This window comes from Streptomyces sp. WAC 06738, from assembly GCF_003945505.1.
In the GTDB taxonomy this organism is placed as follows: domain Bacteria; phylum Actinomycetota; class Actinomycetes; order Streptomycetales; family Streptomycetaceae; genus Streptomyces.
The window spans coordinates 5,529,326-5,551,284 of the sequence record NZ_CP029618.1; the positions used below are offsets into that span (position 1 = coordinate 5,529,326).

The window sequence follows — 21,959 nt, forward strand, 5'->3', positions numbered from 1 at the left end:
GTACGAACGGGCCCTTGCGCGACCTGTGAAGGATTTCACAAGTTCACAAGGTCTGTCAGTGCCCAGACTGGCACGCTGAGGAGAGTGCAACAAGAGGCGGGAGATGCCCGGCCGCCGGCCCCCGCGCCTCCGGGCGCGGGTTTGGCCGGCGGTCCCGACGCGCGGCTACGGGCCGAGATACTTCAGCAGTTCCTGGTGGAGCAGCCCGTTGGACGCCGCGGCGTTGCCGCTGTGCGGTCCGGGCTCGCCGTCGAGACCGGTGAACGAGCCGCCCGCCTCCGCCACGATCGCCGCGCACGCCGCCATGTCCCACAGCGACAGCTCCGGCTCCGCGCAGATGTCCACCGTCCCCTCGGCGACCATCATGTACGGCCAGAAGTCCCCGTACCCCCGGCTGCGCCAGCAGTCGCGGGTGAGGTGCAGGAAGCCGTCGAGCCGGCCGCGCTCGTCCCAGCCGTGCAGCGAGGAGTACGCGAACGAGGCGTCCTCGATGCGCTGGACGCCCGACACCCGCAGCGGGCTCGCCTTCGCCAGGCTGCGGCCGGTGTACGCGCCCCCGCCCTGCACCGCCCACCACCGGCGGCCGAGGGCCGGCGCCGACACCACGCCGACGACCGGCTGGTTGCCCTCGGGACCCGGCGCCATCAGCGCGATGAGCGTCGCCCAGACGGGGACGCCGCGCACGTAGTTCTTCGTGCCGTCGATGGGGTCGATGATCCAGCGCCGCGGGCCCGTGCCCTCGGTGCCGTACTCCTCGCCCATCACGGCATCGCGTGGCCGGGCGCGGCGCAGTGAGGAGCGGATCAGCTCCTCCGCCGATCTGTCCGCCTCCGACACCGGAGTGAGGTCCGGCTTCGTCTCGACCTTCAGGTCGAGGGCCTTGAACCGCTCCATCGTGGTGGCGTCGGCGGCGTCCGCCAGGACGTGGGCGAGACGCAGATCATCATGAAAACCGGCCATGCAACGAACAGTAACCCCAAAGGTGCGCCGCCAACCTTCGCCCGCGCGCGTGGCGGGCCTCCGAGCCCCCCGTACGGACCCTTGACAGCACCTGGCGGTGCGTCAATTCTGAGCGCACGGTCGCCCTCTGGAGGCCAGGATGCCCACAGCGCGAGAGTCACTTCTCGACGCCGCCTTCGCGGCGCTCAGGAGCCGGCCCTGGGCGGCGGTGCGGATGGTCGACGTCGCCGCCGCGGCCGGGGTGTCCCGCCAGACCCTCTACAACGAGTTCGGCAGCAAGGAGGGGCTCGCCCAGGCCCTCGTCAGACGCGAGATCGACGGCTATCTCGCGGGCGTGGAACGGACGCTGGCGGGTGCCCGCAGATCCGGCGCCGACGCCGGTGGCCGGCTGCTCGCCCTGGTGGCCTGGACCCTGCGCGCCGCGCGCGGCAACCCGCTGGTGCGCGCCGCGCTCACCGGCTGCTGGGGCGAGCAACTGCCGACCCCGGCGCGGCGCGTGCCCGCCCGGGGCGGGACGCCGGGCGCACGGCGCCGGGACCCGTCCGTGGAGACGCCGGCCGAGCTGGTCGAGGAGGTGCGCGACCGGGTACTGCGGGCGCTGGAGGAGCAGTTGCCGGGGACCCTCGGCGAACGCCGCCGGGTCTGCGAGGCGGTGACCCGGCTGACGCTCTCCTACGTGATCGCGCCGGCGGCCCGGGGCGAGGACGTGGAGCGTACGGTGCGCGGGCTGCTGGCGCTCAGTGCGCCGAGCCGGACAACTGCAGGCCGATGACGCCGACGATCACCAGCGAGATGGAGACGAGCTTCAGCGTGGAGACCATGTCGCCGAGGAAGGCCATGCCGTAGATCGCGGTGCCCGCGGCACCGATGCCCGTCCACACCGCGTACGCCGGGCCGACGTCGAGCTTCTTCAGCGACAGCGTCAGCAGGCCGAAGCTGCCGAGCGCGAAGACGCAGAAGGCGACCGTCGGCCAGAGCCGGGTGAAGCCGTGGGAGAGCTTGAGGCAGACGGCGAAGCCGGTTTCGAGGATTCCGGCCACGACGACCAGCAGCCACGCCATCGTGTAGTGCCTCCCGTTCGGTTGACGCTCCTGCGATTATGCCCAACACGCGTCCGCGGGGGCGACGGACCTGCCGAAACGCTTCGGCGGCCCATGGCCCGGCCGCGGTCAGTCCCCTTCCCGGCGCTCGCGGGTGGCGAGCAGGCGGCGCAGCGAGGCCAGCCGGGCGGGATCGGCGTGGCCCCCGGCGACCCAGGCGTCCAGCGCGCAGTCCGGCTCGTCGTGGCTGCAGTTGCGCGGGCAGTCCGCCGTCCCGGGCTCCAGGTCGGGGAAGGCGTGGATGACGCGCGAGGGATCCACGTGCGCCAGGCCGAACGACCGCACGCCCGGGGTGTCGATGACCCAGCCCTTCTCGTCGGGCAGCGGCAGGGCGAGCGCGGACGTGGTGGTGTGCCGGCCGCGGCCGGTGACGACGTTCACCTCGCCGGTGGCCCGCTGGCGCTCCGGCACGAGCGCGTTGACCAGGGTGGTCTTGCCGACGCCGCTGTGGCCGACGAAGGCGGTGACGCGGTCGGTGAGCAGGTCCAGCACGCGGGCGGCGCCCTCGCCGGTGGCCAGCTCGTCGCGGTTGCAGGCGACGGCGCGGACGCCCAGTGGCGCGTACGACTCCAGCAGCTCGTCCGCGGGCGCCAGGTCCGACTTCGTGAGCACGAGCAGCGGGTCGAGCCCGCCGTCGTACGCGGCGACCAGGCAGCGGTCCACCAGCCGCGGCCGCGGCGGCGGGTCGGCGAGCGCGGTGACGATGGCCAACTGGTCGGCGTTGGCCACGACCACGCGCTCGTACGGATCGTCGTCGTCCGCCGTGCGGCGCAGCACCGACGTGCGCTCCTCGACGCGGACGATGCGCGCCAGCGTCCCGGGGTCGCCGGAGACGTCCCCGACGACGGCGACCCGGTCCCCGACGACGATGCCCTTGCGGCCCAGCTCGCGGGCCTTCATGGCGGTGATGGTGCGCTCCCGGACGAGGCAGGTGATGCGGCCGCGGTCGACGGTGAGGACGAGGCCCTCGGCGGCGTCCTCGTGCTTGGGGCGGTTGCGGCTGCGGGGGCGGCTGCCCCGGCGGTCCGGGCGTACGCGGACGTCGTCCTCGTCGGGGTTCTTGCCGTAGCGCCGCATCGCGTGGATCAGTCTCTCGGGTCCTGGGCGGCGGGCGCACCGGCTGCGGACCCGGGCCCGGTGTCCGTCCCGGCCAGCAGTCCGGCCCACATCCGGGGGAAGTCGGGCAGGGTCTTGGCGGTCGTCTCCACGTTCTCCACCCGCACCCCCTTCACCAGCAGGCCCAGGACCGCGCCCGCGGTGGCCATCCGGTGGTCGTCGTACGTGTGGAAGACGCCGCCGTGCAGCGCGCGGGGGCGGATCTCCAGGCCGTCCGCGGTCTCGGTGACGTCGCCCCCCAGCCCGTTGATCTCCCGGGTGAGGGCGGCGAGCCGGTCCGTCTCGTGCAGCCGCAGATGGCCGACGCCGCGCAGCCGGGACGGCGAGCCCGCGAGCGCCGCCACCGCGGCGATGCCGGGCGTCAGCTCGCCGACCTCGGAGAGGTCGATGTCGATGCCGCGGACGCCGCCCGCCGAGGAGGCACCGGTGAAGACGAGGTCCGTGCGGTCCCCCGTGGTCACCAGCTCGCAGGAGCCGCCCATCTCCGTGAAGATCTCGCGCAGCGCGTCCCCGGGCTGCGTGGTCCGCCGGGGCCAGTCGCGAATCGTCACCCTGCCGCCGGTGACGAGCGCGGCGGCCAGGAACGGCTGGGCGTTCGACAGGTCCGGCTCCACCGTCAGGTCCCGCCCGCGCAGGCCGCCCGGCGCCACCCGCCACACGTGCGGCTCCCCGCCGTCCTCCGGCGCGTCCACCTCGGCGCCGGCACCCCGCAGCATCTCCACGGTCATCCGGATGTGCGGCAGCGAGGGCAGCCGGTCGCCCGTGTGCCGCAGCTCCACGCCCTTGTCGAAGCGCGGCGCGGAGAGCAGCAGCGCGCTGACGAACTGGGAGGACGAGGAGGCGTCGACCTCGACAGGACCGCCCCGCAGCGTCCCCTCCCCGTACACCGTCAGCGGCAGGGCGCCGGGGCTGCCCTGCGCGGTGTCGTCGATCCTGGCGCCGAGGGCGCGCAGCGCGTCGATCACGCCGTGCAGCGGGCGCTCGTGGCTGCGCGGGTCGCCGTCGAAGCGGACCGGGCCGTCGGCCAGGGCGGCGACGGGCGGCAGGAAGCGCATGACCGTGCCCGCGTTGCCCACGTCCACCGCGGCGTCGCCCCGCAGGCCGCCGCCGGGGGTGACGCGCCACTCCTCGGTGCCGTCCGGGCCCATGCCCTCCTCTATGCCGACGCCGAGGGCCCGCAGGCCGCCCGCCATCAGGGCGCTGTCGCGCGAACGCAGCGGCCGGCGCAGCCGGCCGGGCCCGGAGGCGAGCGCGGCGAGCACCAGCGCCCGGTTCGTGACCGACTTCGATCCGGGCACGGTGACGGCCGCCGTCACCGGGCCGGAGGCGGTCGGCGCGGGCCAGGGGCTGCTCTGCGAAGCGGTCATGGCACTCACCCTATGCGGGCGGCACCGCCGCTCGCAGGGTTCGCCCGCCGCCTGTGGACAACCGGCGGGTTGTGGACGGCGGCGCCGGGGTCGCGGGCGGGAGCGGGGGCGCCGGGCGGATCAGAGGTCGAGCAGCCAGCGGGCGCCGCCGGCGAGGGCGCAGAGCGCGACGACGTAGAACAGCAAGACCCACAGCCCGGCCGGGGTGTGCGTCAGCCGCCCCAACTGGTCGGCGTCGGACTGCGGCGCCTCGCCGCGGCGCCGCTTGCGCTGCAGCTCGAAGACCGGCCGCACGCCGCCGAGCAGCAGGAACCACACGGCCCCGTACGCGAACGCCGCCTGCACGTCGGGCTCGGTGAGCCAGGAGACGAGGAAGAACGCGGCCCCGGTGAGGACGACGGTCACCACCCCGTACGCGTTCCTGATCATCAGCAGCATCGCCGCGAGCAGGGCGATCGCGCCCCACAGCGCCGCCGTGATGCGCCCGTCGGCCAGCAGCCAGGCACCGGCGAGGCCGAGCAGCGGCGGTGCGGTGTAGCCGGAGGCGGCGGTGAGGACCATGCCGAGGCCGGAGGGCTTGCCGCGGCTGACGGTCAGGCCCGAGGTGTCGGAGTGCAGGCGTATGCCCTCCAGGCGGCGGCCGGTGAGCACGGCGACGAGGCCGTGGCCGCCCTCGTGCGCGATGGTGACGGCGTTGCGCGCCACCCGCCATATGCCCCAGGGCAGCACGACGGAGAGCGCCACCAGCCCCGTCACCACGACCAGCCACTCCGAGGGGTCCGGCTGGGTGCCGACGACGCGGTCCCACAGCTCGCCGAGGCTGGTTCCTTCCATGTGCCCTCCCGGTGCTCGGACGAGCAGGGTAGCCAAGGCACCGTGTGCGGGCTGTCAGAGGGGCGTGGCAGTCTTGTCACCCATGTGCGGACGGTACGCGGCGAGCAGGAAACCCGAGGACCTCGTCCACCTCTTCGAGGTGGAGAAGTGGGACGCGGAGGAGACGCTCGCGCCCGACTACAACGTGGCGCCCACCAAGAACGTGTACGCGGTGCTGGAGCGCCCCGAGCGGGACTCGGACGACCCCCGCCCCGTGCGCCAGTTGCGGACGCTGCGCTGGGGCCTCGTGCCGTCCTGGGCGAAGAACCCGGACCTGGGCGTGAAGATGATCAACGCCAGGGCCGAGACCGTGCACGAGAAGCCTGCCTACCGCCGCGCCTTCGCCTCCCGGCGCTGCCTGCTGCCGGCCGACGGCTACTTCGAGTGGCTGACGTTCAAGGGCGAGCGGCAGTTGGAGGAGCAGGGGAAGAAGAAGCGGCCCCGCAAGCAGCCGTACTTCGTCACCCCGGCCGACGGCTCGGTCTTCGCGATGGCGGGGCTCTTCGAGTTCTGGCGGGACAAGACGCTGCCGGACGACGACCCGCGCGCGTGGTGGGTGACGTGCACGGTGGTCACGACGGAGGCGGAGAGCACGGAGCTGGCCGGCGGTTCCGCGGGGGAGTCGGGGCCGCACACCCTCGCCGAGATCCACCCGCGGATGCCGCTGATGCTCACCCCGGACCGCTGGGACGCCTGGCTCGACCCGGCCAACAAGGACCCGGAGGCGCTGCGCGAACTGCTGACCCCGCCCCCGCCGGGGCTGCTGCGGGCGTTCCCGGTGTCCACGAAGGTGAGCGACGTGCGCAACAACGGCGCGGAGCTGGTGGAGGAGATAGCGGCGCCGGAGGAGGAGACCCTGTTCTAGGGTCCGCGTTCCGGGCCTCAGGGCCGGCTGCCACGGCGCTCCGCGGGGCGGCGGTGGCGCGGGTACGGGTGCGACTTCAGTGCAGGTTCAGTGCAGGCCGGCGAGCCAGTCCGCCGCGGCGGCGGTGATCGTGGCGGCGGTCCCGGCCTCGTCGGGCGGCGCGCTCTTGGCCACGGCGAAGCCGTGGTCCGCGTACGGCACGGGCACGACGTCGACCTCCGCCGGGAACTCCGCGGGCCCGCCGAACGGGTCGCGCTCGCCCTGCACCACGCGCGTCGGCACCCCCGCGTCCAGCAGCTCCGCCAGCCGCGACTTCTCCGGCTTGCCCGGCGGGTGCAGCGGGAAGGCCAGGGCGAGCACCGCCAGGGCACCGAGGTCCCGGGCGGTCCGGCACGCGACCCGGGCGCCGGCGCTCCGGCCGCCCGCGACGACCGGCACGCCGGGCTTCTCCAGGGCGGGCCAGAGCGCCGTCCAGCCGGCGTCGAGGGTCTTGGGCGCGGGCGCCAGCTTGCGTCCCGCGACCCGCCACGGCTGCTCGACGAGAGCGACGGTGACCCCTTCGGCGGGCAGCGCGCCGGCCAGCGCCCGCAGATCACGGGCCTCGATGCCGCCGCCGGCGCCGTGGCTCAGCGCGAGCACGAGGCGCGGCCGGGCGGCCCGGTGCCAGGTGATCCGGGCGTCACCGGGCGGGGTGGCGACGGTCTGGGTGGTGGGCTTCACCCACCACAATCTAGGCGAGCGGCCCGCGCCCCCGGCGCTCCGGCACAGGCGACGCCGCAGATCCGTGCCCTCCCGCGTCCGCGCCCCTTCGTACGCGTCCGGGCAGGCCCGGGCCCGTACCCGGCGGATGGTCACCCGGTCCGCCCGGGGAATGCGGCATCGGCGGCGAGCGTTCTCAGCGGTATACGTCACGCGATCGTCGAAGGGAAACGCATGACCGGGGTCGCATGCCCGTCGCGTCCGCAGCCGGAGGCAGCGGAGAAGTACTGGGCGGCGGATGTGCACGTACGTCGTCTATCCTCCGAACCGTACGGGGCCACGGGAGGCTCCACCACGGTGCTGGAGGAGGTGGGTCTCGTCACTGGGACCGACACGGGGAAGGGCGGGGCGGCCGAGGAGCCGAAGACGCCCGAGGAGACGTCCGCCGAGCGGAACGCACGCTTCGAGCGTGACGCGCTCCAGTTCCTCGACCAGATGTACTCGGCCGCGCTGCGCATGACGCGCAATCCCGCCGACGCGGAGGACCTGGTGCAGGAGACCTATGCCAAGGCGTACGCGTCCTTCCACCAGTTCCGCGAGGGCACGAACCTCAAGGCGTGGCTCTACCGCATCCTGACCAACACGTTCATCAACTCGTACCGCAAGAAGCAGCGTGAGCCGCAGCGCAGTGCCGCCGAGGAGATCGAGGACTGGCAGCTCGCCCGTGCCGAGTCGCACATGTCGACCGGCCTGCGCTCCGCCGAGGCCCAGGCGCTGGACCACCTGCCGGACTCGGACGTGAAGGAGGCCCTCCAGGCGATTCCGGAGGAGTTCCGGATCGCGGTCTATCTGGCGGACGTCGAGGGCTTTGCCTACAAGGAGATCGCGGACATCATGGGGACACCGATCGGTACGGTCATGTCCCGGCTGCACCGCGGTCGCCGCCAGTTGCGCGGTCTCCTGGAGGACTACGCGCAGGAGCGCGGCCTGATGCCGGCGGGTGCCGGTCCTGAGTCGGCCGGGTCGCACACGGGAAAGGGTTCGGGATCATGAGCTGCGGAGAGCCGCACGAGACGGATTGCTCAGAGGTCCTCGACCACCTCTACGAGTATCTCGACAAGGAGATGCCGGAAGGCGACTGCGCGAAGTTCCAGGTGCACTTCGACGAATGCAGCCCCTGTCTGGAGAAGTACGGCCTGGAGCAGGCCGTGAAGAAGCTCGTCAAGCGCTGCTGCGGGCAGGACGACGTACCGGCGGATCTGCGCGCGAAGGTGATGGGCCGCATCGACACCATCAGGTCCGGCGACGAGGTACCGGAACAGCCGGTGCTCGACGGCGGGGACGAGGGCCGCCCCACGTCACTCGAAGGTGCGAATCCACCCGCCTCGTAGTGTTCTTTTACGCAACTGCGCCCCATTCGGCCGTAGGTGCCGCCCTATGCTCCCCAACTCGTACGGAGTACAGCCGGGACGAGGAGCGTGGGGCGCATGGGGCAGGTGGCGCAGGTCTCTGCGGCCGGGCGCGGCTGTCTGCTGTGCGCACTCCTCGCCACCGCGGCGTGCGCCGCTCCCGCGCTGCTGCCCGGGGCCGCGATCCCCTGGGCGGCGCTGGCCCTGCTGGCCGTCGTCTACGCGGCCGGTGAACACCTCTGGCGCGTCCCGCCGCTGGCCGGACGGGTGCCCGACGGTATCGGCGCGTTCTTCCCGGTCCTCCTTGCAGGAGCGTTTCTGCTGCCGCCCTCCGCGGCGGCCCTCGTCCCCCTTCCGGGCGCGCTGACCGCCCGGATCGCCGAGCAGCCCGCCGCCCCGCGGCGGCTGTGGCGGGCCGCGGAACTCGCGCTCGCCGGCTGGGCGGCCGCGTACGCCGCCGGGCGCATGCCCGGGGACGCCAGGCTCGGCGAGGCCGGATTCCCCGAACTGCTGCCCGCCGCGCTCGCCGCGGTCGCGGCCTTCTGGACCGTCCTCACCTGCCTGGCCGCCCTCATGCAGGCCGCCGCCGAGCGCCGCTCCCCGCGCGCCGCGCTCGCCGGCGCGCCCGCGGCGGCGGGCACGTACCTCGTGCACGGGCTCGCCGGGCTGATGATGGCGATGCTCTGGCACAGCCCGCACGGGCCCGCCAGCGGGCTGCTCGTGCTGCTGCCGATGGCCATCTCCTGCTGGGCGTTCGCCCAGGCCAACCGCGAACGGGCGGCGCACCAGGCGACGATCCGCGCGCTGGTGCAGGCCGTGGACATCAAGGACCGCTACACCCGCGGGCACAGCGAGCGGGTCGGCCGCGCGTCGGTGCTCATCGCGCGCGAGCTGGGCATGGACGAGCGGCGGCAGGAGGTCCTGCGGTTCGCCGGGATCCTGCACGACGTGGGCAAGCTCGGCGTGCCGACGCGCATCCTGCGCAAGGACGGGCCGCTGACGCCGGAGGAGCGGCGGGTCATCGAGCTGCACCCGGAGTACGGGCACGAGATCGTCCGCGGCATCGGCTTCCTGGAGGAGGTGCGCTCGGCGATCCTCCACCACCACGAGCGGATGGACGGCGGCGGTTACCCGTACGGGCTCACCGGCGAAGCGATTCCGGAATACGCCCGGGTGGTCGCGGTCGCCGACGCCTTCGACGCCATGACGTCGACCCGCTCCTACCGCCGCGCCCGCGAGGTGCCCGCCGCGCTGGCGGAGCTGCGGCGGTGCGCGGGTGCGCAGTTCGACCCCCGGATGGTGCGCGCGCTGGCCGGTGCGATCGGGCGCCGCGGCTGGCACGCCGAGGTCACCGCGGACGAGCCGGCCGCCGTCCCCGCGCCGCTGCGCGGCGGGACCGGCGAGCGGCGCGGGGACGGCACGGCGGGCGGTACGGCGGGCGGTACGGCGGACGTCGTACGCAGCGGTGGCGCCCCGTGAGCGAATCGGTTCGCCGCGCCCGGCACCGGACCCCGCCCGAGGTGCGCGTGGCGGTCGGGGCCGCGGGGGCGGCGACCGCGGCCGGGTTCTGCTGGACGCTCACGCACGGGCTCGCCCAGCCCGAGGCCGCGCTCGCCTTCGGCCTCCTCATCGTGCTCGGCGAGGTGGCGGGAGACCACCGCGCGGGCGCCCCCGCGCGCATCCCCGCGCCGTTGGCGACCGCCGGCGCGCTCGGGTACGCGCTGCTCTGCATCCCGGCGGACGCGGCCGGCGGCGCGGTCCTGGAGATCGCCGCCGTGTCCTTCACCGCCACCGTCGTCGGCGCCGTCCCGCACGTCGCCCGGGGCCGCGGCCCCACCGCCGAGCACCTGGTGCGCCGGGTCCTCGGCACCGCCTTCGCCGCCGCCTGCTGCCGACCCCTCTGCGCCGGCGCCCCCGTCGACGGCGACGGCGGCCCCGTCGCGGGCCTCGCCGCGGGCCCCGGCTACGTCCTGGCGCTGCTCGGCGTCCTCGCCCTCACCGCGCTCTGCGACGCCGTGCTCGCCGCCTGCCTCGCCCGGGCCCGCACCGGCTGGCCGTACGGCCCCCTGCTCCGCGACGAGCTGCGCGCCCTGCCCGGCGTGGGCTCCGCGATGTGCGCGACCGGCGTCGTCATCGCGCTGGCCGCGCAGGTGGCCGGGCCCTGGGCGCTGCCCGTGCTGAGCCTGCCCCTGCTGCTCACCCAGGTCTCGTTCCGCCGCTACGCCGCGGTACGCCGCACGTACCGCCAGACCATCGCCTCCCTGGCCCGCGCGACCGAGATGGCCGGCTACCACAGCCAGGGCCACGCCCACCGCGTCGCCGCCCTCAGCCGGGCGATCGGCCGGGTACGCGGGCTCTCCGAGCGGGAGCTGGACGTGCTGGAGCAGGCCGCGCTCATGCACGACCTCGGCAAGCTCTCCCTGGCCGACCCGGTGCCGCCCGGCGGCGACGGGACCGTGCCGCCCGGTGCCGAGAGCCTCGCCGACCGGCGGCGCGTCGCCCTGCTCGGCGGCGCGGTGGTGCGGCAGACCGGGGTGGCCGCCGAGGTCGCCGTCGTCGTGGAGCGGCAGGCGGAGCCGTACCGTGACCAGCCGGTCGCGGCCCGTATCGTGCGCGTGGCGGCCGCATACGACGTGCTGGTGGCGGGGAACGCGAAGGGTGAGGGCGCGGTCGCCGCCGGGCCGCTGGCGGCCCTGGAGCGGCTCCGGCTGGCCACTGCGGACGAGTACGACCCGGTCGTGGTGGACGCGCTGCGGGAGGTGCTGGCGAGTGGCGTGTGCGCGAACTGACCGGTAAGAAGCGGGTGTACGGCACCGCGTGGTTGGATGCGGGCATAGCCCGGCACCCGAGCGGACAGGAAGTTGCGGGGAGCAACGGCGCCCCCCGGGAGAGCACGCCGTGCGGACGGGCCGCACAGTGGTCATCCTGGAGTCAAAGACGGCAGGCAGGAATCGTGAGGATCTTCGGCAGAACACGGCATCGGCCCTCCGCCTCGTGGCGGCAGGCGACCGACCGCGCGTTCACGTTGATCGGCGACGGCCGGTACGACGACGCGGGCGCGCTGCTCACCCGTGCCGCGGGCCTGGAGCCCTGGCTGTCGGAGTCGTGGTTCAACCTTGCGCTGCTGCACAAGTTCCGGCACGACTGGGAGCAGGCGCGCGCCGCGGGCCTGCGGGCCGTCGCGCTGCTCGACCGCGAGACGGGCGCGCCCGACTGGTGGAACGTCGGCATCGCCGCCACCGCGCTCCAGGACTGGCCGCTGGCGCGGCGGGCCTGGCAGGCGTACGGGCTGAGCGTGCCCGGCGGCGCCGCGCACCAGGGGGCCACCGACCCGCCGGAGGACATGGACCTGGGCAGCGCCGCGGTGCGGCTGTCGCCCGAGGGCGAGGCGGAGGTCGTCTGGGGCCGCCGTCTCGACCCGGCCCGGATCGAGGTGCAGAGCATCCCGCTGCCGTCGTCGGGGCGGCGCTGGGGCGAGGTCGTGCTGCACGACGGGGTGCCGCACGGCGAGCGGGCGACGCTGGCGGGGCCCTCGTACCCGGTCTTCGACGAGATAGAGCTCTGGGCGCCCTCGCCGGTGCCGACGTGGGTGGTGCTGCTGGAGGCCGCCACCGAGGCGGACCGGGACGCCGTCGAGCTGCTGGCGGCCGAGGCGGGGTACGCGGCCGAGGACTGGTCGTCGTCGGTGCGGCTGCTCTGCCGTACCTGCTCGGAGAGCTGCATGCCCAGCGCCGAGGGCTCGCTGCAGGCGACCCTCGACCCGCACGACCACAGCGAGCCGGGCCAGCCGGGCCCGCTGGTGCACCGCACCGAGGACGGGCTGTGGGTGCCGGAGCGCGAGTGCGGGATAGCCGCGCCCGCGTCCCTGGTGCGCGGGCTGCTGGAGAGCTGGGCGGCGGACAGCCCGGACACCCGGGACTGGCGGGATCTGGAGGAAGTCGTCTGAGGCTGTCGGAACCTGGCCGTACCCTGGACTCCGGTCTTTTCACAGAAGCTCGTGAGGGCGGGAACCAGGAAGGCGTACGGCGAGCATGACGCAGCAGGCGGAGCAGGAGCAGGCGGGGCGGGAAGCGGAGTCGCCGGACGTGTTCATCGACGACGTGACGGACGCGGAGGCGCGCGAGCGGGCGGCCCGCGAGCGGGGCACGGCCCGGCCGATCACGGTGGTCGGCAATCCGGTGCTGCACCGCGAGTGCCGGGACGTGACGGAGTTCGACGACGCGCTGCGGCGGCTCGTGGACGACATGTTCGCCAGCCAGCGGGCCGCGGAGGGCGTGGGCCTGGCGGCCAACCAGATCGGGGTCGACCTCAAGGTCTTCGTCTACGACTGCCCGGACGACGACGGCGTGCGGCACGTGGGCGCCGTGTGCAACCCCGTGCTGGAGGAGCTGCCCGCCGAGCGCCGGCAGCTCGACGACGGCAACGAGGGGTGCCTGTCCGTCCCCGGCGCGTACATGTCGCTGGCCCGCCCCGACTATGCGGTGGTGAGCGGCCGCGACCTCGACGGCAACCCCCTCCGGGTGGCCGGGACGGGCTACTTCGCCCGCTGCCTGCAGCACGAGACGGACCACCTCTACGGGCGGCTCTACATCGACCGGCTCTCCAAGCGCGAGCGCAAGGACGTCATGGAGCAGATGGCCGAGAACACCCCGCGGTACGAGACCGTCCCCAACGACTGACGCCCCCCGGCCTGCCCGGATCCGCCGCCCGCGGGCCGTGACCGCCGCCTCTTGCGCGGCGGTTACGGCAGTGGTCCAGTCCACTGGCGCCATGGCGGCGCGTTGACCGTGCGCCCGGCGCACGCGAGGCTCGGAGCCCCCCATTCGTACGGCACGGAGGCCCCATGCTCAGACGTACGGTCAGACTCATCCTCAGCATCGTCATGATCGCGGCGGCGGGTGTCGTCGGTACGGTCGCGACCGCCGGCACCGCGCAGGCGGACTCGTGCTACACCTGGAACCGCACGCTCAAGGAAGGCATGTCCGGCGCGGACGTCACCCAACTGCAGATCCGGGTGGCCGGGCACGTGACGTCCGGCGAAATCCTCGCCGTCGACGGCAACTTCGGCCCGCGCACCAAGGCCGCGGTCGCCAAGTTCCAGAGCGCGTACGGGCTCGCCTCGGACGGTGTCGCGGGCACCAACACGTTCAACAAGATCTACAGCCTCCAGGACGCCGACTGCACGCCGATTCACTTCACCTACGGCGAACTGAACAAGTGCAACTCCACCTGGAGCGGTGGCGCGGTATCCGCGGCGACAGCCAAGGAGAACGCCAAGCGCACCATGTGGAAGCTGGAGGCGATGAGGCACGCGCTGGGCGACGTTCCCATCAACATCAGCAGCGGCTTCCGCTCCACCTCGTGCAACAGCGCGGTCGGCGGCGCCTCCAACAGCCAGCATCTGTACGGCACGGCGGCCGACCTCGTCGGCTCCCCGTCGTTCTGCCGGCTGGCCCAGCAGGCGCGTACCCACGGCTTCGGCGGGATCCTCGGTCCCGGCTACCCGGGCCACAACGACCACACGCACGTGGACGGCCGGTCCTCGCGCTACTGGTCGGCTCCCTCCTGCGGCATCTGACCGCGGGCGGCGCAGCAGCACAAGCGGCGCGGCAACGCCGCCGCAGCAGCAAGCGGCCGCCGGCCGGACCCGCCCCCCGCGGCAGGGTCCGGCCGGCGCCGCGGCTCATCTGCCGCCCGGCAGGCGGCGCTCAGAACTCGTCGTCGAACCCGACCGAGCCCTCCACGGCCACCTGGTACGCGGACGGGCGGCGCTCGAAGAAGTTCGTCAGCTCCTGCACGTCCTGCAACTCCATGAACGCGAAGGGGTTCTGCGACCCGTACACGGGCGCGAAGCCCAGCCGGGCCAGCCGCTGGTCCGCCACGCACTCCAGATACGCGCGCATCGAGTCGGTGTTCATCCCCGGCAGGCCGTCGCCGCACAGGTCCCGCGCGAACTGCAGCTCCGCGCGCACCGCCTCGTCGAGCATGTCGCGCACCTGCCGCCCCAGCTCCTCGTCGAAGAGCCCCGGCTCCTCCTCGCGGACCGTGTCGACCACGGAGAACGCGAAGTCCATGTGCATGCTCTCGTCGCGGAACACCCAGTTCGTGCCCGTCGCGAGCCCGTGCAGCAGACCGCGGGAGCGCAGCCAGTAGACGTACGCGAACGCGCCGTAGAAGAAGAGGCCCTCGATGCAGGCGGCGAAGCAGATGAGGTTGAGCAGGAAGCGGCGGCGGTCCTCCCTGGTCTCCAGCCGCTCGATGTTCTCCACGGAGTCCATCCAGCGGAAGCAGAACTGCGCCTTCTCGCGGATCGACGGGATGTTCTCGACGGCGGCGAACGCCGCGGCCCGCTCGTCCGGGTCGGGGAGGTAGGTGTCCAGCAGCGTCAGGTAGAACTGGACGTGCACGGCCTCCTCGAAGAGCTGGCGGGAGAGGTAGAGGCGGGCCTCCGGCGAGTTGATGTGCTTGTAGAGCGTGAGCACCAGGTTGTTCGCCACGATCGAGTCGCCGGTGGCGAAGAACGCCACCAGCCGGCCGATGAGGTGCTGTTCGCCTGGCGAGAGCTTCGCGAGGTCGGAGACGTCGGAGTGGAGGTCGACCTCCTCGACGGTCCAGGTGTTCTTGATCGCGTCCCGGTAGCGCTCGTAGAAGTCCGGGTAGCGCATGGGGCGCAGGGTCAGCTCGAAGCCCGGGTCGAGCAGGTTCTTGGCTCCGGTGGCGGTGGTCACTGGCAGGCCTCGCAGGTCTCGGGGTTCTCCAGGGAGCAGGCGACGGCGTCGTCGGCGTGCGGCTGCTGGACGGGCAGGGGTACGGGGGCGGCGCCGGTGGACGCGGCGGCGCGGGCCGAGCGGGCGATCCGGGTCGCCGGGCGGGAGCGCAGGTAGTACGTCGTCTTCAGCCCGGACTTCCAGGCGTAGGCATACATCGAGCTGAGCTTGCCGATGGTCGGCGCGGCCATGAAGAGGTTGAGCGACTGGGCCTGGTCGAGGTAGGGCGTACGGGCCGCGGCCATGTCGATCAGCGCGCGCTGCGGCATCTCCCACGCCGTGCGGTACCGCGCCCGGACCTCCTCGGGGATCCAGGTCAGCTCCTGTACGGAACCGTCGTGCTCGCGCAGCGCCTCGCGGGTCTGCGCGTCCCACACCCCGAGCGCCTTCAGCTCGGCCACCAGGTAGGAGTTGACCTGGAGGAACTCGCCGCTCAGCGTCTCGCGCTTGAAGAGGTTGGAGACCTGCGGCTCGATGCACTCGTAGACGCCGGCGATGGAGGCGATCGTCGCGGTCGGCGCGATGGCCAGCAGCAGCGAATTCCGCAGCCCCGTCCCCGCGATCCGGGCGCGCAGCGCGGTCCAGCGCTCCGGCCAGACCGCGCCGGCCTCGGGGTAGTGGTCGGGGTGGAGCACGCCGCGGGCGGCACGGGTGCGAGACCAGGCCGGGTGCGCGCCGTGCCGCTCGGCGAGGTCGGCGGAGGCGGCGTACGCGGCGAGCATGATGCGCTCGGCGATACGGGTGGACAGCGCCCGCGCCGCCGGGGAGTCGAACGGCAGCCGCAGCCGGAAGAAGACGTCCTGGAGGCCCATCACGCCCAGGCCCACGGGCCGCCAGCGGGAGTTGGACGCCGCGGCCTGCCCGGTGGGGTAGAAGTTGATGTCCACGACGCGGTCGAGGAACGTCACGGCGGTACGGACCGTGGCGTCCAGCTTCTCCCAGTCCATCGCCCCCTCCCAGCCGCCGGCGGTGTCGCCGAGATGGGCGGCGAGGTTGACCGAGCCGAGGTTGCACACCGCGGTCTCGCCGTCGTCCGAGACCTCCAGGATCTCGGTGCAGAGGTTCGAGGAGTGCACGACGGCGCCGGGCTCCGCGGTCTGGTTGGCGGTGCGGTTGGCGGCGTCCTTGAAGGTCATCCAGCCGTTGCCGGTCTGCGCGAGGGTACGCATCATCCGGCCGTACAACTGCCGCGCGGGGATCTGCCTGACGTACCGCCCCTCGGCCTCCGCGCGGGCGTACGCCGCGTCGAACTCGGCGCCGTAGAGGTCGGTCAGCTCGGGCACGTCGGCGGGCGAGAAGAGCGACCAGGGGCCGTCGGCCTCGACGCGGCGCATGAACTCGTCCGGGATCCAGTGCGCGAGGTTGAGGTTGTGGGTGCGGCGGGCCTCCTCGCCGGTGTTGTCCCGCAGCTCCAGGAACTCCTCGACGTCGGCGTGCCAGGGCTCCAGGTAGACGCAGGCGGCGCCCTTGCGCTTGCCGCCCTGGTTCACGGCGGCGACGGAGGCGTCCAGGGTGCGCAGGAACGGGACGATGCCGTTGGAGTGGCCGTTGGTGCCGCGGATCAGCGAGCCGCGGGAGCGGACCCGGGTGAAGGGGATGCCGATGCCGCCGGAGTGCTTGGAGAGCCGGGCGACCTGGTGGTAGCGCTCGTAGATCGAGTCCAGCTCGTCGAGCGGGGAGTCCAGCAGGTAGCAGGACGACATCTGCGGGTGGCGGGTGCCGGAGTTGAAGAGGGTGGGGGAGGAGGGCAGGTACCCGAGGCGGCTCATCAGCCCGTACAGCTCGGCGACTTCGGCCACGTCGGCGTCGGAGTCGCCGGCGGCCAGCCCGCAGGCGACGCGGAGGAAGAAGTGCTGGGCGGTCTCGATGACCGCGCGCTCGGTGGGGTGGCGCAGCAGATAGCGGGTGGAGACCGTACGCAGGCCGAAGTAGCCGAAGAGGTCGTCGCGGCCCTCGGCCACGGCCTCGTCGACCAGCGCGTCGAGGCGGGCGGCGTGCCGCCGGACGAACGCGGCGGTGGCGTCGGCGACGATGCCCTCGCGGTGGCCCACGGCGATCGCGGCGGAGAAGCTCGTGGCGCCCTGGCCCGCGGCCTCCTCGGCGACGGCCCGGGTGAGCAGCCGGGCGGCCAGTTTCGAGTACTCCGGCTCCTCGGCGATGAGCGCCGCCGCGGCCTCGGTGGCCAGCTCCCGCAACTCCGCCTCGCCGGAGCCCGGGTGCCGTCCGCGCAGCGCGTCCGCGGCGACCCGGGCGGGGTCGGTGGCGGGCAGGTCGGCGGCGAGCTCGGCGAGGGTGCGGGTGAGCGCGGCGGCCGGTCCTTCGCCGGCACGGGGGGTGGCGGAGGCGGGCTCCGTAGGCGCGGCCGGTGGTGCGATCGTCAAGATGCTGCTCTCCCTCGCTCGGCGGGGGGCCGCGCGGGAGAGGCTGCGGTACGGGCGCAGGCGGGCATGCCACATCCGTCGAGGCACCCCGTGTGCGTCCGCGAGCCCAATCCACGAGACCCGGACGTCATCGATCGCTGCCGCAGGTTTTCGGGCTCACGACAGACGGACCCGCCGGCGCGTGGCAGGCATGCCCGTACATCGCTCACCGTTGCGGGACAGCTCCGGACTTCCACCGGATTCCCCTGCGTCGGCAGCTAGGACGAGCATACATCTAGTGGCTCGTCGTGGAAGCACCCCTATATGTTGTGTCGCCTCTCGGTCGGGCGTCAGAGGTCCGCGACGAAGGCCCAGAGCGGCAGATCCGGCAGCGGCAGCCAGTCCCGCGCCGGGGTGCGGACGAACCCCAGCCGCTCGTACAGCCGGTGGGCCGTGCCCATCTGCGGGGTGCTGGACAGCACCACCCGGTGCGCCCCCAGCTCCCGCGAACGGTCCAGACAGGCCCGTACGAGCGCCTCGCCCACGCCCCGGCCGCGCGCCTCCCGGGCCACCGCCAGCATCCGGAACTCGCCCTCGCCGGGACCGCTCAGCTCCGCGAACGGCGACCCCGCCGTCACGAACGTCACACTGCCCAGCACGTCCCCGCCGACCGCGCCGGCGTCCCCCTCGACCGCGACCAGCACCTCGGCGCGCTCCGCCGCCGCCCGGCGGCGCACGTCCCGCAGCTCGTGCACGTACTCGTCGTCCTCGCCGAACGTCAGCAGTCCGTCCGCCAGATACGCCTCGGCGACCAGCTCGCCCGCCCGCTCGTACTCCTCCGGCCGCACCGGCCGCACCGTGAAGTCCATACCCCCGAGTCTGCCCTGCCCCACCGACAACGGGCCGCCGCCCCCGGAAGCCGGGGACGGCGGCCCGTACGTCCGCGGCCCGTGCCGCACCGCGCTCAGCAGCAGCGGAAGCCCTTGCGCGGGTCGTCGCCCGCGTCCGTGCGCATCCGCTCGAACTCGCGCCGGGTGGGCACCTTCGCGTCGGGGTCGTGCCCGTGCAGGTGCTCGACGTAGCGCTCGTACGCCGTGTCGCCGATCACCTCGCGGACGTACCACCAGACCTTGCGCCCGGCCGCCGCCAGCGCGGCCGTCCCGGTCATGAGCCCCCTCCGTCCCGCGTACCGCCGCCGGCACCCGGTCCCGTGCCCGGCTTGAACCCGCCGCCGCTGCCCAGCCCCGCCGCGGCCAGCTCCTCCTTCTCCTCCTTGGTCGCGATCAGTTGGGCCGGTGCCACGTACGACGACTCGTGGTACGGCTCCTCATGGCTGACCACGGACTCCGGGTTGCGCAGCGACTTCACGCACACCCGGGCCGCGTCCAGGATCACCACGACCACCAGCAGCGCGAAGACCGCGGAGAGCACCCCGTCGACGGTCGTGTTGGTGACGATCGTCTCGGCGTCCTCCAGCTCCTGCCCGGACAGCTTGCCGGAGTCGATGCCCTCCTGCGCCACGTCGCCCTGGGCGAAGAAGCCGACCCGCGGGTCGTCGGAGAAGACCTTCTGCCAGCTCGCGGTGAGCGTGACCACGGCGACCCAGATCAGCGGGATGCCCGTCACCCAGGCCCACTTCAGCCGTCCCGACTTGATCAGCAGCGTGGTGCAGATCGTCAGCGCGACCGCGCCGAGCAACTGGTTGGTGATGCCGAAGAGCGGGAAGAGCTGGTTGATGCCGCCGAGGGGATCGTTGACGCCGACCCAGAGGAAGTAGCCCCACAGGCCCACGACGACCGCGCTGGTGGCGATGAGCCCCGGCCACCAGCTCACGCGCTTGAGCGGCTTGTAGATGTTGCCGAGGGTGTCCTGGAGCATGAAGCGGCCCACCCGGGTGCCCGCGTCCAGCGCGGTGAGGATGAAGAGCGCCTCGAACATGATCGCGAAGTGATACCAGAACGCCTTGAGACTGTCCCCGGTCACGTCGGAGAAGATCTCCGAGACGCCGATGGCGAACGTCGGTGCGCCGCCGGTACGGGACAGCAGCGTCGACTCCTCGACGGAGTCGGCCGCCGCCTGCAGTGCCGCTGGCGTGATCTCGTACCCGAAGCCCTGGATCGCCTGTGACGCCGACTGCGCGGTGTCGCCGATCACCGTGGGCGCGGAGTTCATCGCGAAGTACAGTCCCGGGTCCAGCACACAGGCGGCGATCATCGCCACGATCGCGACGGAGGACTCCATCAGCATGGAGCCGTAGCCGATCATCCGGATCTGCGTCTCCTTCTGCACCATCTTGGGCGTGGTGCCGGAGGAGATGAGGGAGTGGAAGCCGGACAGGGCGCCGCAGGCGATGGTGATGAAGACGAACGGGAAGAGCGAGCCGGCGAAGACCGGTCCCGTGCCCTCGCCCGCGAAGTCGGTGACGCCCTCCATCTTCAGCGTCGGCGCGGCCACGACCACGCCGATGAAGAGCAGCGCGATGGTGCCGAGCTTCATGAACGTCGACAGGTAGTCGCGCGGCGCGAGCAGCATCCACACCGGCAGCACCGAGGCGATGAAGGCGTAGATGACCATCCAGATGACCAGCGACTCCTTGCTCAGCGTGAACGTGTCCGCGAGCGAGGACTCGGCCACCCAGCGGCCCGCGACCAGCGCGAGCAGCAGCAGGGCGATGCCGATCAGCGACACCTCCGCGACCCGTCCGGGACGGATCATCCGCAGGTAGAAGCCCATGAAGAGGGCGATCGGGATCGTCATGCCGATGGAGAACGTGCCCCAGGGGGACTCCGCCAGCGCGTTGACGATGACCAGCGCCAGCACCGCCAGCAGGATGATCATGATCGCGAAGACCGCGAGCAGCGCGGCGGCGCCGCCCACCGGGCCGATCTCCTCGCGCGCCATCTGGCCGAGCGAACGGCCGTTGCGGCGGGTGGAGAAGAAGAGCACCACCATGTCCTGGACCGCGCCCGCGAAGATCACGCCCGCGACGATCCAGATCGTGCCCGGCAGGAAGCCCATCTGCGCCGCCAGCACCGGGCCGACGAGCGGGCCGGCGCCGGAGATCGCGGCGAAGTGGTGGCCGAGGAGGACCCGGCGGTCGGTGGGCTGGAAGTCGATGCCGTTGTCGAGCCGTTCCGCGGGGGTGGCGCGCGTCTTGTCGGCCTTGAGCACGCGGTAGGCGATGAACTTCGAGTAGAAGCGGTAGCCGATGGCGTACGAGCCGAGGGCCGCCGCCACCATCCAGGCCGCCGAGACCTCCTCGCCCCGGGAGAGCGCCAGCATGGTCCAGCCGACGGCGCCCACCAGGGCCACGGCGGTCCACAGGATGACGCTCTTCGGTTCGAGACGTGGCTTTTTCGGCACGTCCGGGGGTGCTTGCACAGTCATGGCGGCTCCGTCCCCTGAGCTCTCAATCTCTTGCAATGCGCTCGAAATGTAGAGCAGGGGCAGGCCGCCGTCACTAGGGCGATCAGTCGCTATCCGATCACGAAAGCCCCGGCCGGGGCCCTGCGGCCGGGGCGGAGCGCGGCGGCGGCCCGGCGCCGGGCCGGGAACGCCGCCGCGCGGCCGCTCAGCCCACCGGGCGGCGGAGGCGGGCGACGAACTTGTAGCGGTCGCCGCGGTAGACCGAGCGGACCCACTCCACCGGCTCGCCGTGGGTGTCGACGGAGTGGCGCGAGAGCATCAGCATCGGCAGGCCCGTGTCCGTGCCCAGCAGGCCCGCCTCGCGCGGCGTGGCCAGCGAGGTCTCGATGGTCTCCTCGGCCTCGGCCAGGTGGACGTCGTAGACCTCGGCGAGCGCGGTGTAGAGCGAGGAGTGCTTGACCAGGCTGCGGCGCAGCGCCGGGAAGCGCTTCGCGGACAGGTGGGTGGTCTCGATGGCCATCGGCTCGCCGTTGGCCAGGCGCAGCCGCTCGATGCGCAGTACCCGCCCGCCGGGGGTGATGTCGAGCCGCTCGGCGAGCTGGTCGCCGGCGGTGACGTAGCCAATGTCCAGCAGTTGCGAGGTGGGTTCGAGGCCCTGGGCGCGCATGTCCTCGGTGTACGAGGTCAATTGGAGGGCCTGCGAGACCTTGGGCTTGGCCACGAACGTGCCCTTGCCCTGGATCCGCTCCAGCCGACCCTCGACGACCAGCTCCTGCAGCGCCTGGCGCACGGTCGTACGGGAGGTGTCGAACTCGGAGGCGAGCGTGCGCTCCGGCGGCACCGGGGTGCCGGGAGGCAGGGTCTCGGTCATCTCCAGCAAATGCCGCTTGAGCCGGTAGTACTTGGGCACGCGGGTGGTCCGCCCGGTGCTGCCCCCGGCACGTCCCGGCTCGTCGGCTGCCGGTACCGTCGCAGCCGACGTTCCCTCGGCCGGTCCGGCGTTCGTCCTCATGACTCCTCCGTCTGGTAGCGGCTCACATCCTGGCACGGCTCGTCACCCGTCGGTGCACTCGCGGG

General features: G+C 73.2%; 21 protein-coding genes and 1 riboswitch. Of the genes, 9 read left to right on the forward strand and 12 right to left on the reverse strand.

Annotated features, from left to right (window positions below; genetic code table 11):
• Positions 1 to 165: 165 nt before the first annotated feature.
• The gene (gene hisN, locus DMB38_RS24545) at positions 166 to 960 is read right to left on the reverse strand and encodes a histidinol-phosphatase (RefSeq protein ID WP_047017945.1); all 795 of its coding nucleotides are present in this window, start codon (positions 958 to 960) and stop codon (positions 166 to 168) included.
• A gap of 139 nt (positions 961 to 1,099) precedes the next feature.
• On the opposite strand from hisN, the gene DMB38_RS24550 reads away from it, so the two are divergent.
• Positions 1,100 to 1,732, forward strand: a complete 633-nt coding sequence (locus DMB38_RS24550; RefSeq protein WP_125936971.1) for a TetR/AcrR family transcriptional regulator — start codon at positions 1,100 to 1,102, stop codon at positions 1,730 to 1,732.
• On the opposite strand, the gene DMB38_RS24555 is transcribed toward DMB38_RS24550, so the two are convergent.
• The 4 genes from DMB38_RS24555 to DMB38_RS24570 all read right to left on the reverse strand — a co-directional run bounded on the left by DMB38_RS24555 (position 1,698) and on the right by DMB38_RS24570 (position 5,377).
• A complete protein-coding gene (locus tag DMB38_RS24555; RefSeq protein WP_047017947.1) occupies positions 1,698 to 2,021 on the reverse strand; it encodes a multidrug efflux SMR transporter in 324 nt (107 codons plus the stop codon). The genes DMB38_RS24550 and DMB38_RS24555 overlap by 35 nt on opposite strands.
• A gap of 108 nt (positions 2,022 to 2,129) precedes the next feature.
• Positions 2,130 to 3,137: a ribosome small subunit-dependent GTPase A gene (rsgA, locus tag DMB38_RS24560; protein WP_125936972.1), complete on the reverse strand. Its 1,008-nt coding sequence runs from the start codon at positions 3,135 to 3,137 to the stop codon at positions 2,130 to 2,132.
• An 8-nt stretch (positions 3,138 to 3,145) separates the two neighbouring features.
• Positions 3,146 to 4,543: a 3-phosphoshikimate 1-carboxyvinyltransferase gene (aroA, locus tag DMB38_RS24565; protein WP_240662446.1), complete on the reverse strand. Its 1,398-nt coding sequence runs from the start codon at positions 4,541 to 4,543 to the stop codon at positions 3,146 to 3,148.
• 120 nt (positions 4,544 to 4,663) lie between these two features.
• A complete protein-coding gene (locus tag DMB38_RS24570) occupies positions 4,664 to 5,377 on the reverse strand; it encodes a M50 family metallopeptidase (RefSeq protein WP_125936973.1) in 714 nt (237 codons plus the stop codon).
• Between the two features lie 82 nt (positions 5,378 to 5,459).
• Here DMB38_RS24570 and DMB38_RS24575 point away from each other — a divergent pair, with 82 nt between their 5' ends.
• Entirely contained in the window at positions 5,460 to 6,281 is an 822-nt protein-coding gene (locus DMB38_RS24575) for an SOS response-associated peptidase (RefSeq protein WP_125936974.1), read from the forward strand.
• 87 nt (positions 6,282 to 6,368) lie between these two features.
• Here the strand turns inward: DMB38_RS24575 and DMB38_RS24580 are convergent, their stop codons facing one another.
• Positions 6,369 to 7,001, reverse strand: a complete 633-nt coding sequence (locus DMB38_RS24580; RefSeq protein ID WP_125936975.1) for an alpha/beta family hydrolase — start codon at positions 6,999 to 7,001, stop codon at positions 6,369 to 6,371.
• A 348-nt stretch (positions 7,002 to 7,349) separates the two neighbouring features.
• On the opposite strand from DMB38_RS24580, the gene DMB38_RS24585 reads away from it, so the two are divergent.
• The 7 genes from DMB38_RS24585 (at position 7,350) to DMB38_RS24615 (ending at position 13,967) form a co-directional block, all read left to right on the forward strand.
• Positions 7,350 to 8,033 carry a sigma-70 family RNA polymerase sigma factor gene (locus DMB38_RS24585; RefSeq protein ID WP_125939245.1) on the forward strand — a complete coding sequence of 228 codons (684 nt, stop codon included), beginning with the start codon at positions 7,350 to 7,352 and terminating at the stop codon, positions 8,031 to 8,033.
• Entirely contained in the window at positions 8,030 to 8,371 is a 342-nt protein-coding gene (gene rsrA / locus DMB38_RS24590; RefSeq protein ID WP_125936976.1) for a mycothiol system anti-sigma-R factor, read from the forward strand. Before DMB38_RS24585 ends, rsrA begins: the two co-directional genes overlap by 4 nt.
• Before the next feature lie 96 nt (positions 8,372 to 8,467).
• Positions 8,468 to 9,868: an HD-GYP domain-containing protein gene (locus DMB38_RS24595; protein ID WP_240662447.1), complete on the forward strand. Its 1,401-nt coding sequence runs from the start codon at positions 8,468 to 8,470 to the stop codon at positions 9,866 to 9,868.
• Complete coding sequence (locus DMB38_RS24600; protein ID WP_125936977.1) at positions 9,865 to 11,178, forward strand: HD domain-containing protein; 1,314 nt, start codon at positions 9,865 to 9,867, stop codon at positions 11,176 to 11,178. Before DMB38_RS24595 ends, DMB38_RS24600 begins: the two co-directional genes overlap by 4 nt.
• A 164-nt stretch (positions 11,179 to 11,342) precedes the next feature.
• Entirely contained in the window at positions 11,343 to 12,335 is a 993-nt protein-coding gene (locus tag DMB38_RS24605) for a tetratricopeptide repeat domain-containing protein (RefSeq protein ID WP_047017954.1), read from the forward strand.
• Positions 12,336 to 12,420: 85 nt separating this feature from the next.
• Positions 12,421 to 13,068 (forward strand): peptide deformylase, encoded by a 648-nt coding sequence (def, locus tag DMB38_RS24610; protein WP_125936978.1) that lies wholly within the window; start codon positions 12,421 to 12,423, stop codon positions 13,066 to 13,068.
• A 164-nt stretch (positions 13,069 to 13,232) separates the two neighbouring features.
• Entirely contained in the window at positions 13,233 to 13,967 is a 735-nt protein-coding gene (locus DMB38_RS24615; protein WP_125936979.1) for a D-Ala-D-Ala carboxypeptidase family metallohydrolase, read from the forward strand.
• A 130-nt stretch (positions 13,968 to 14,097) separates the two neighbouring features.
• Here DMB38_RS24615 and DMB38_RS24620 read toward each other — a convergent pair whose 3' ends face one another.
• From DMB38_RS24620 to DMB38_RS24645, 6 genes are all read right to left on the reverse strand, one after another.
• Positions 14,098 to 15,117 carry a ribonucleotide-diphosphate reductase subunit beta gene (locus tag DMB38_RS24620; RefSeq protein ID WP_047017957.1) on the reverse strand — a complete coding sequence of 340 codons (1,020 nt, stop codon included), beginning with the start codon at positions 15,115 to 15,117 and terminating at the stop codon, positions 14,098 to 14,100.
• Positions 15,114 to 17,537: a ribonucleoside-diphosphate reductase subunit alpha gene (locus tag DMB38_RS24625; protein WP_125936980.1), complete on the reverse strand. Its 2,424-nt coding sequence runs from the start codon at positions 17,535 to 17,537 to the stop codon at positions 15,114 to 15,116. Before DMB38_RS24625 ends, DMB38_RS24620 begins: the two co-directional genes overlap by 4 nt.
• Positions 17,538 to 17,660: 123 nt before the next feature.
• Positions 17,661 to 17,828, reverse strand: a riboswitch (cobalamin riboswitch).
• Positions 17,829 to 17,866: 38 nt separating this feature from the next.
• The gene (locus DMB38_RS24630; RefSeq protein WP_125936981.1) at positions 17,867 to 18,385 is read right to left on the reverse strand and encodes a GNAT family N-acetyltransferase; all 519 of its coding nucleotides are present in this window, start codon (positions 18,383 to 18,385) and stop codon (positions 17,867 to 17,869) included.
• Positions 18,386 to 18,480: 95 nt separating this feature from the next.
• Positions 18,481 to 18,684, reverse strand: a complete 204-nt coding sequence (locus DMB38_RS24635) for a YbdD/YjiX family protein (protein ID WP_125936982.1) — start codon at positions 18,682 to 18,684, stop codon at positions 18,481 to 18,483.
• Positions 18,681 to 20,903: a carbon starvation CstA family protein gene (locus DMB38_RS24640; protein ID WP_206337737.1), complete on the reverse strand. Its 2,223-nt coding sequence runs from the start codon at positions 20,901 to 20,903 to the stop codon at positions 18,681 to 18,683. Before DMB38_RS24640 ends, DMB38_RS24635 begins: the two co-directional genes overlap by 4 nt.
• Before the next feature lie 184 nt (positions 20,904 to 21,087).
• A complete protein-coding gene (locus DMB38_RS24645) occupies positions 21,088 to 21,894 on the reverse strand; it encodes a GntR family transcriptional regulator (protein ID WP_173534882.1) in 807 nt (268 codons plus the stop codon).
• Positions 21,895 to 21,959 lie beyond the last annotated feature (65 nt).

Bases quoted from the DNA above. Each gene is read 5' to 3' on its own strand.
- hisN (WP_047017945.1), bottom strand. From the start codon at position 960: ATGGCCGGTTTTCATGATGATCTGCGTCTCGCCCACGTCCTGGCGGAC.
- DMB38_RS24550 (WP_125936971.1), top strand. From the start codon at position 1,100: ATGCCCACAGCGCGAGAGTCACTTCTCGACGCCGCCTTCGCGGCGCTC.
- DMB38_RS24555 (WP_047017947.1), bottom strand. From the start codon at position 2,021: ATGGCGTGGCTGCTGGTCGTCGTGGCCGGAATCCTCGAAACCGGCTTC.
- rsgA (WP_125936972.1), bottom strand. From the start codon at position 3,137: ATGCGGCGCTACGGCAAGAACCCCGACGAGGACGACGTCCGCGTACGC.
- aroA (WP_240662446.1), bottom strand. From the start codon at position 4,543: ATGACCGCTTCGCAGAGCAGCCCCTGGCCCGCGCCGACCGCCTCCGGC.
- DMB38_RS24570 (WP_125936973.1), bottom strand. From the start codon at position 5,377: ATGGAAGGAACCAGCCTCGGCGAGCTGTGGGACCGCGTCGTCGGCACC.
- DMB38_RS24575 (WP_125936974.1), top strand. From the start codon at position 5,460: ATGTGCGGACGGTACGCGGCGAGCAGGAAACCCGAGGACCTCGTCCAC.
- rsrA (WP_125936976.1), top strand. From the start codon at position 8,030: ATGAGCTGCGGAGAGCCGCACGAGACGGATTGCTCAGAGGTCCTCGAC.
- DMB38_RS24595 (WP_240662447.1), top strand. From the start codon at position 8,468: ATGGGGCAGGTGGCGCAGGTCTCTGCGGCCGGGCGCGGCTGTCTGCTG.
- def (WP_125936978.1), top strand. From the start codon at position 12,421: ATGACGCAGCAGGCGGAGCAGGAGCAGGCGGGGCGGGAAGCGGAGTCG.
- DMB38_RS24615 (WP_125936979.1), top strand. From the start codon at position 13,233: ATGCTCAGACGTACGGTCAGACTCATCCTCAGCATCGTCATGATCGCG.
- DMB38_RS24630 (WP_125936981.1), bottom strand. From the start codon at position 18,385: ATGGACTTCACGGTGCGGCCGGTGCGGCCGGAGGAGTACGAGCGGGCG.
- DMB38_RS24635 (WP_125936982.1), bottom strand. From the start codon at position 18,684: ATGACCGGGACGGCCGCGCTGGCGGCGGCCGGGCGCAAGGTCTGGTGG.
- DMB38_RS24640 (WP_206337737.1), bottom strand. From the start codon at position 20,903: ATGACTGTGCAAGCACCCCCGGACGTGCCGAAAAAGCCACGTCTCGAA.
- DMB38_RS24645 (WP_173534882.1), bottom strand. From the start codon at position 21,894: ATGAGGACGAACGCCGGACCGGCCGAGGGAACGTCGGCTGCGACGGTA.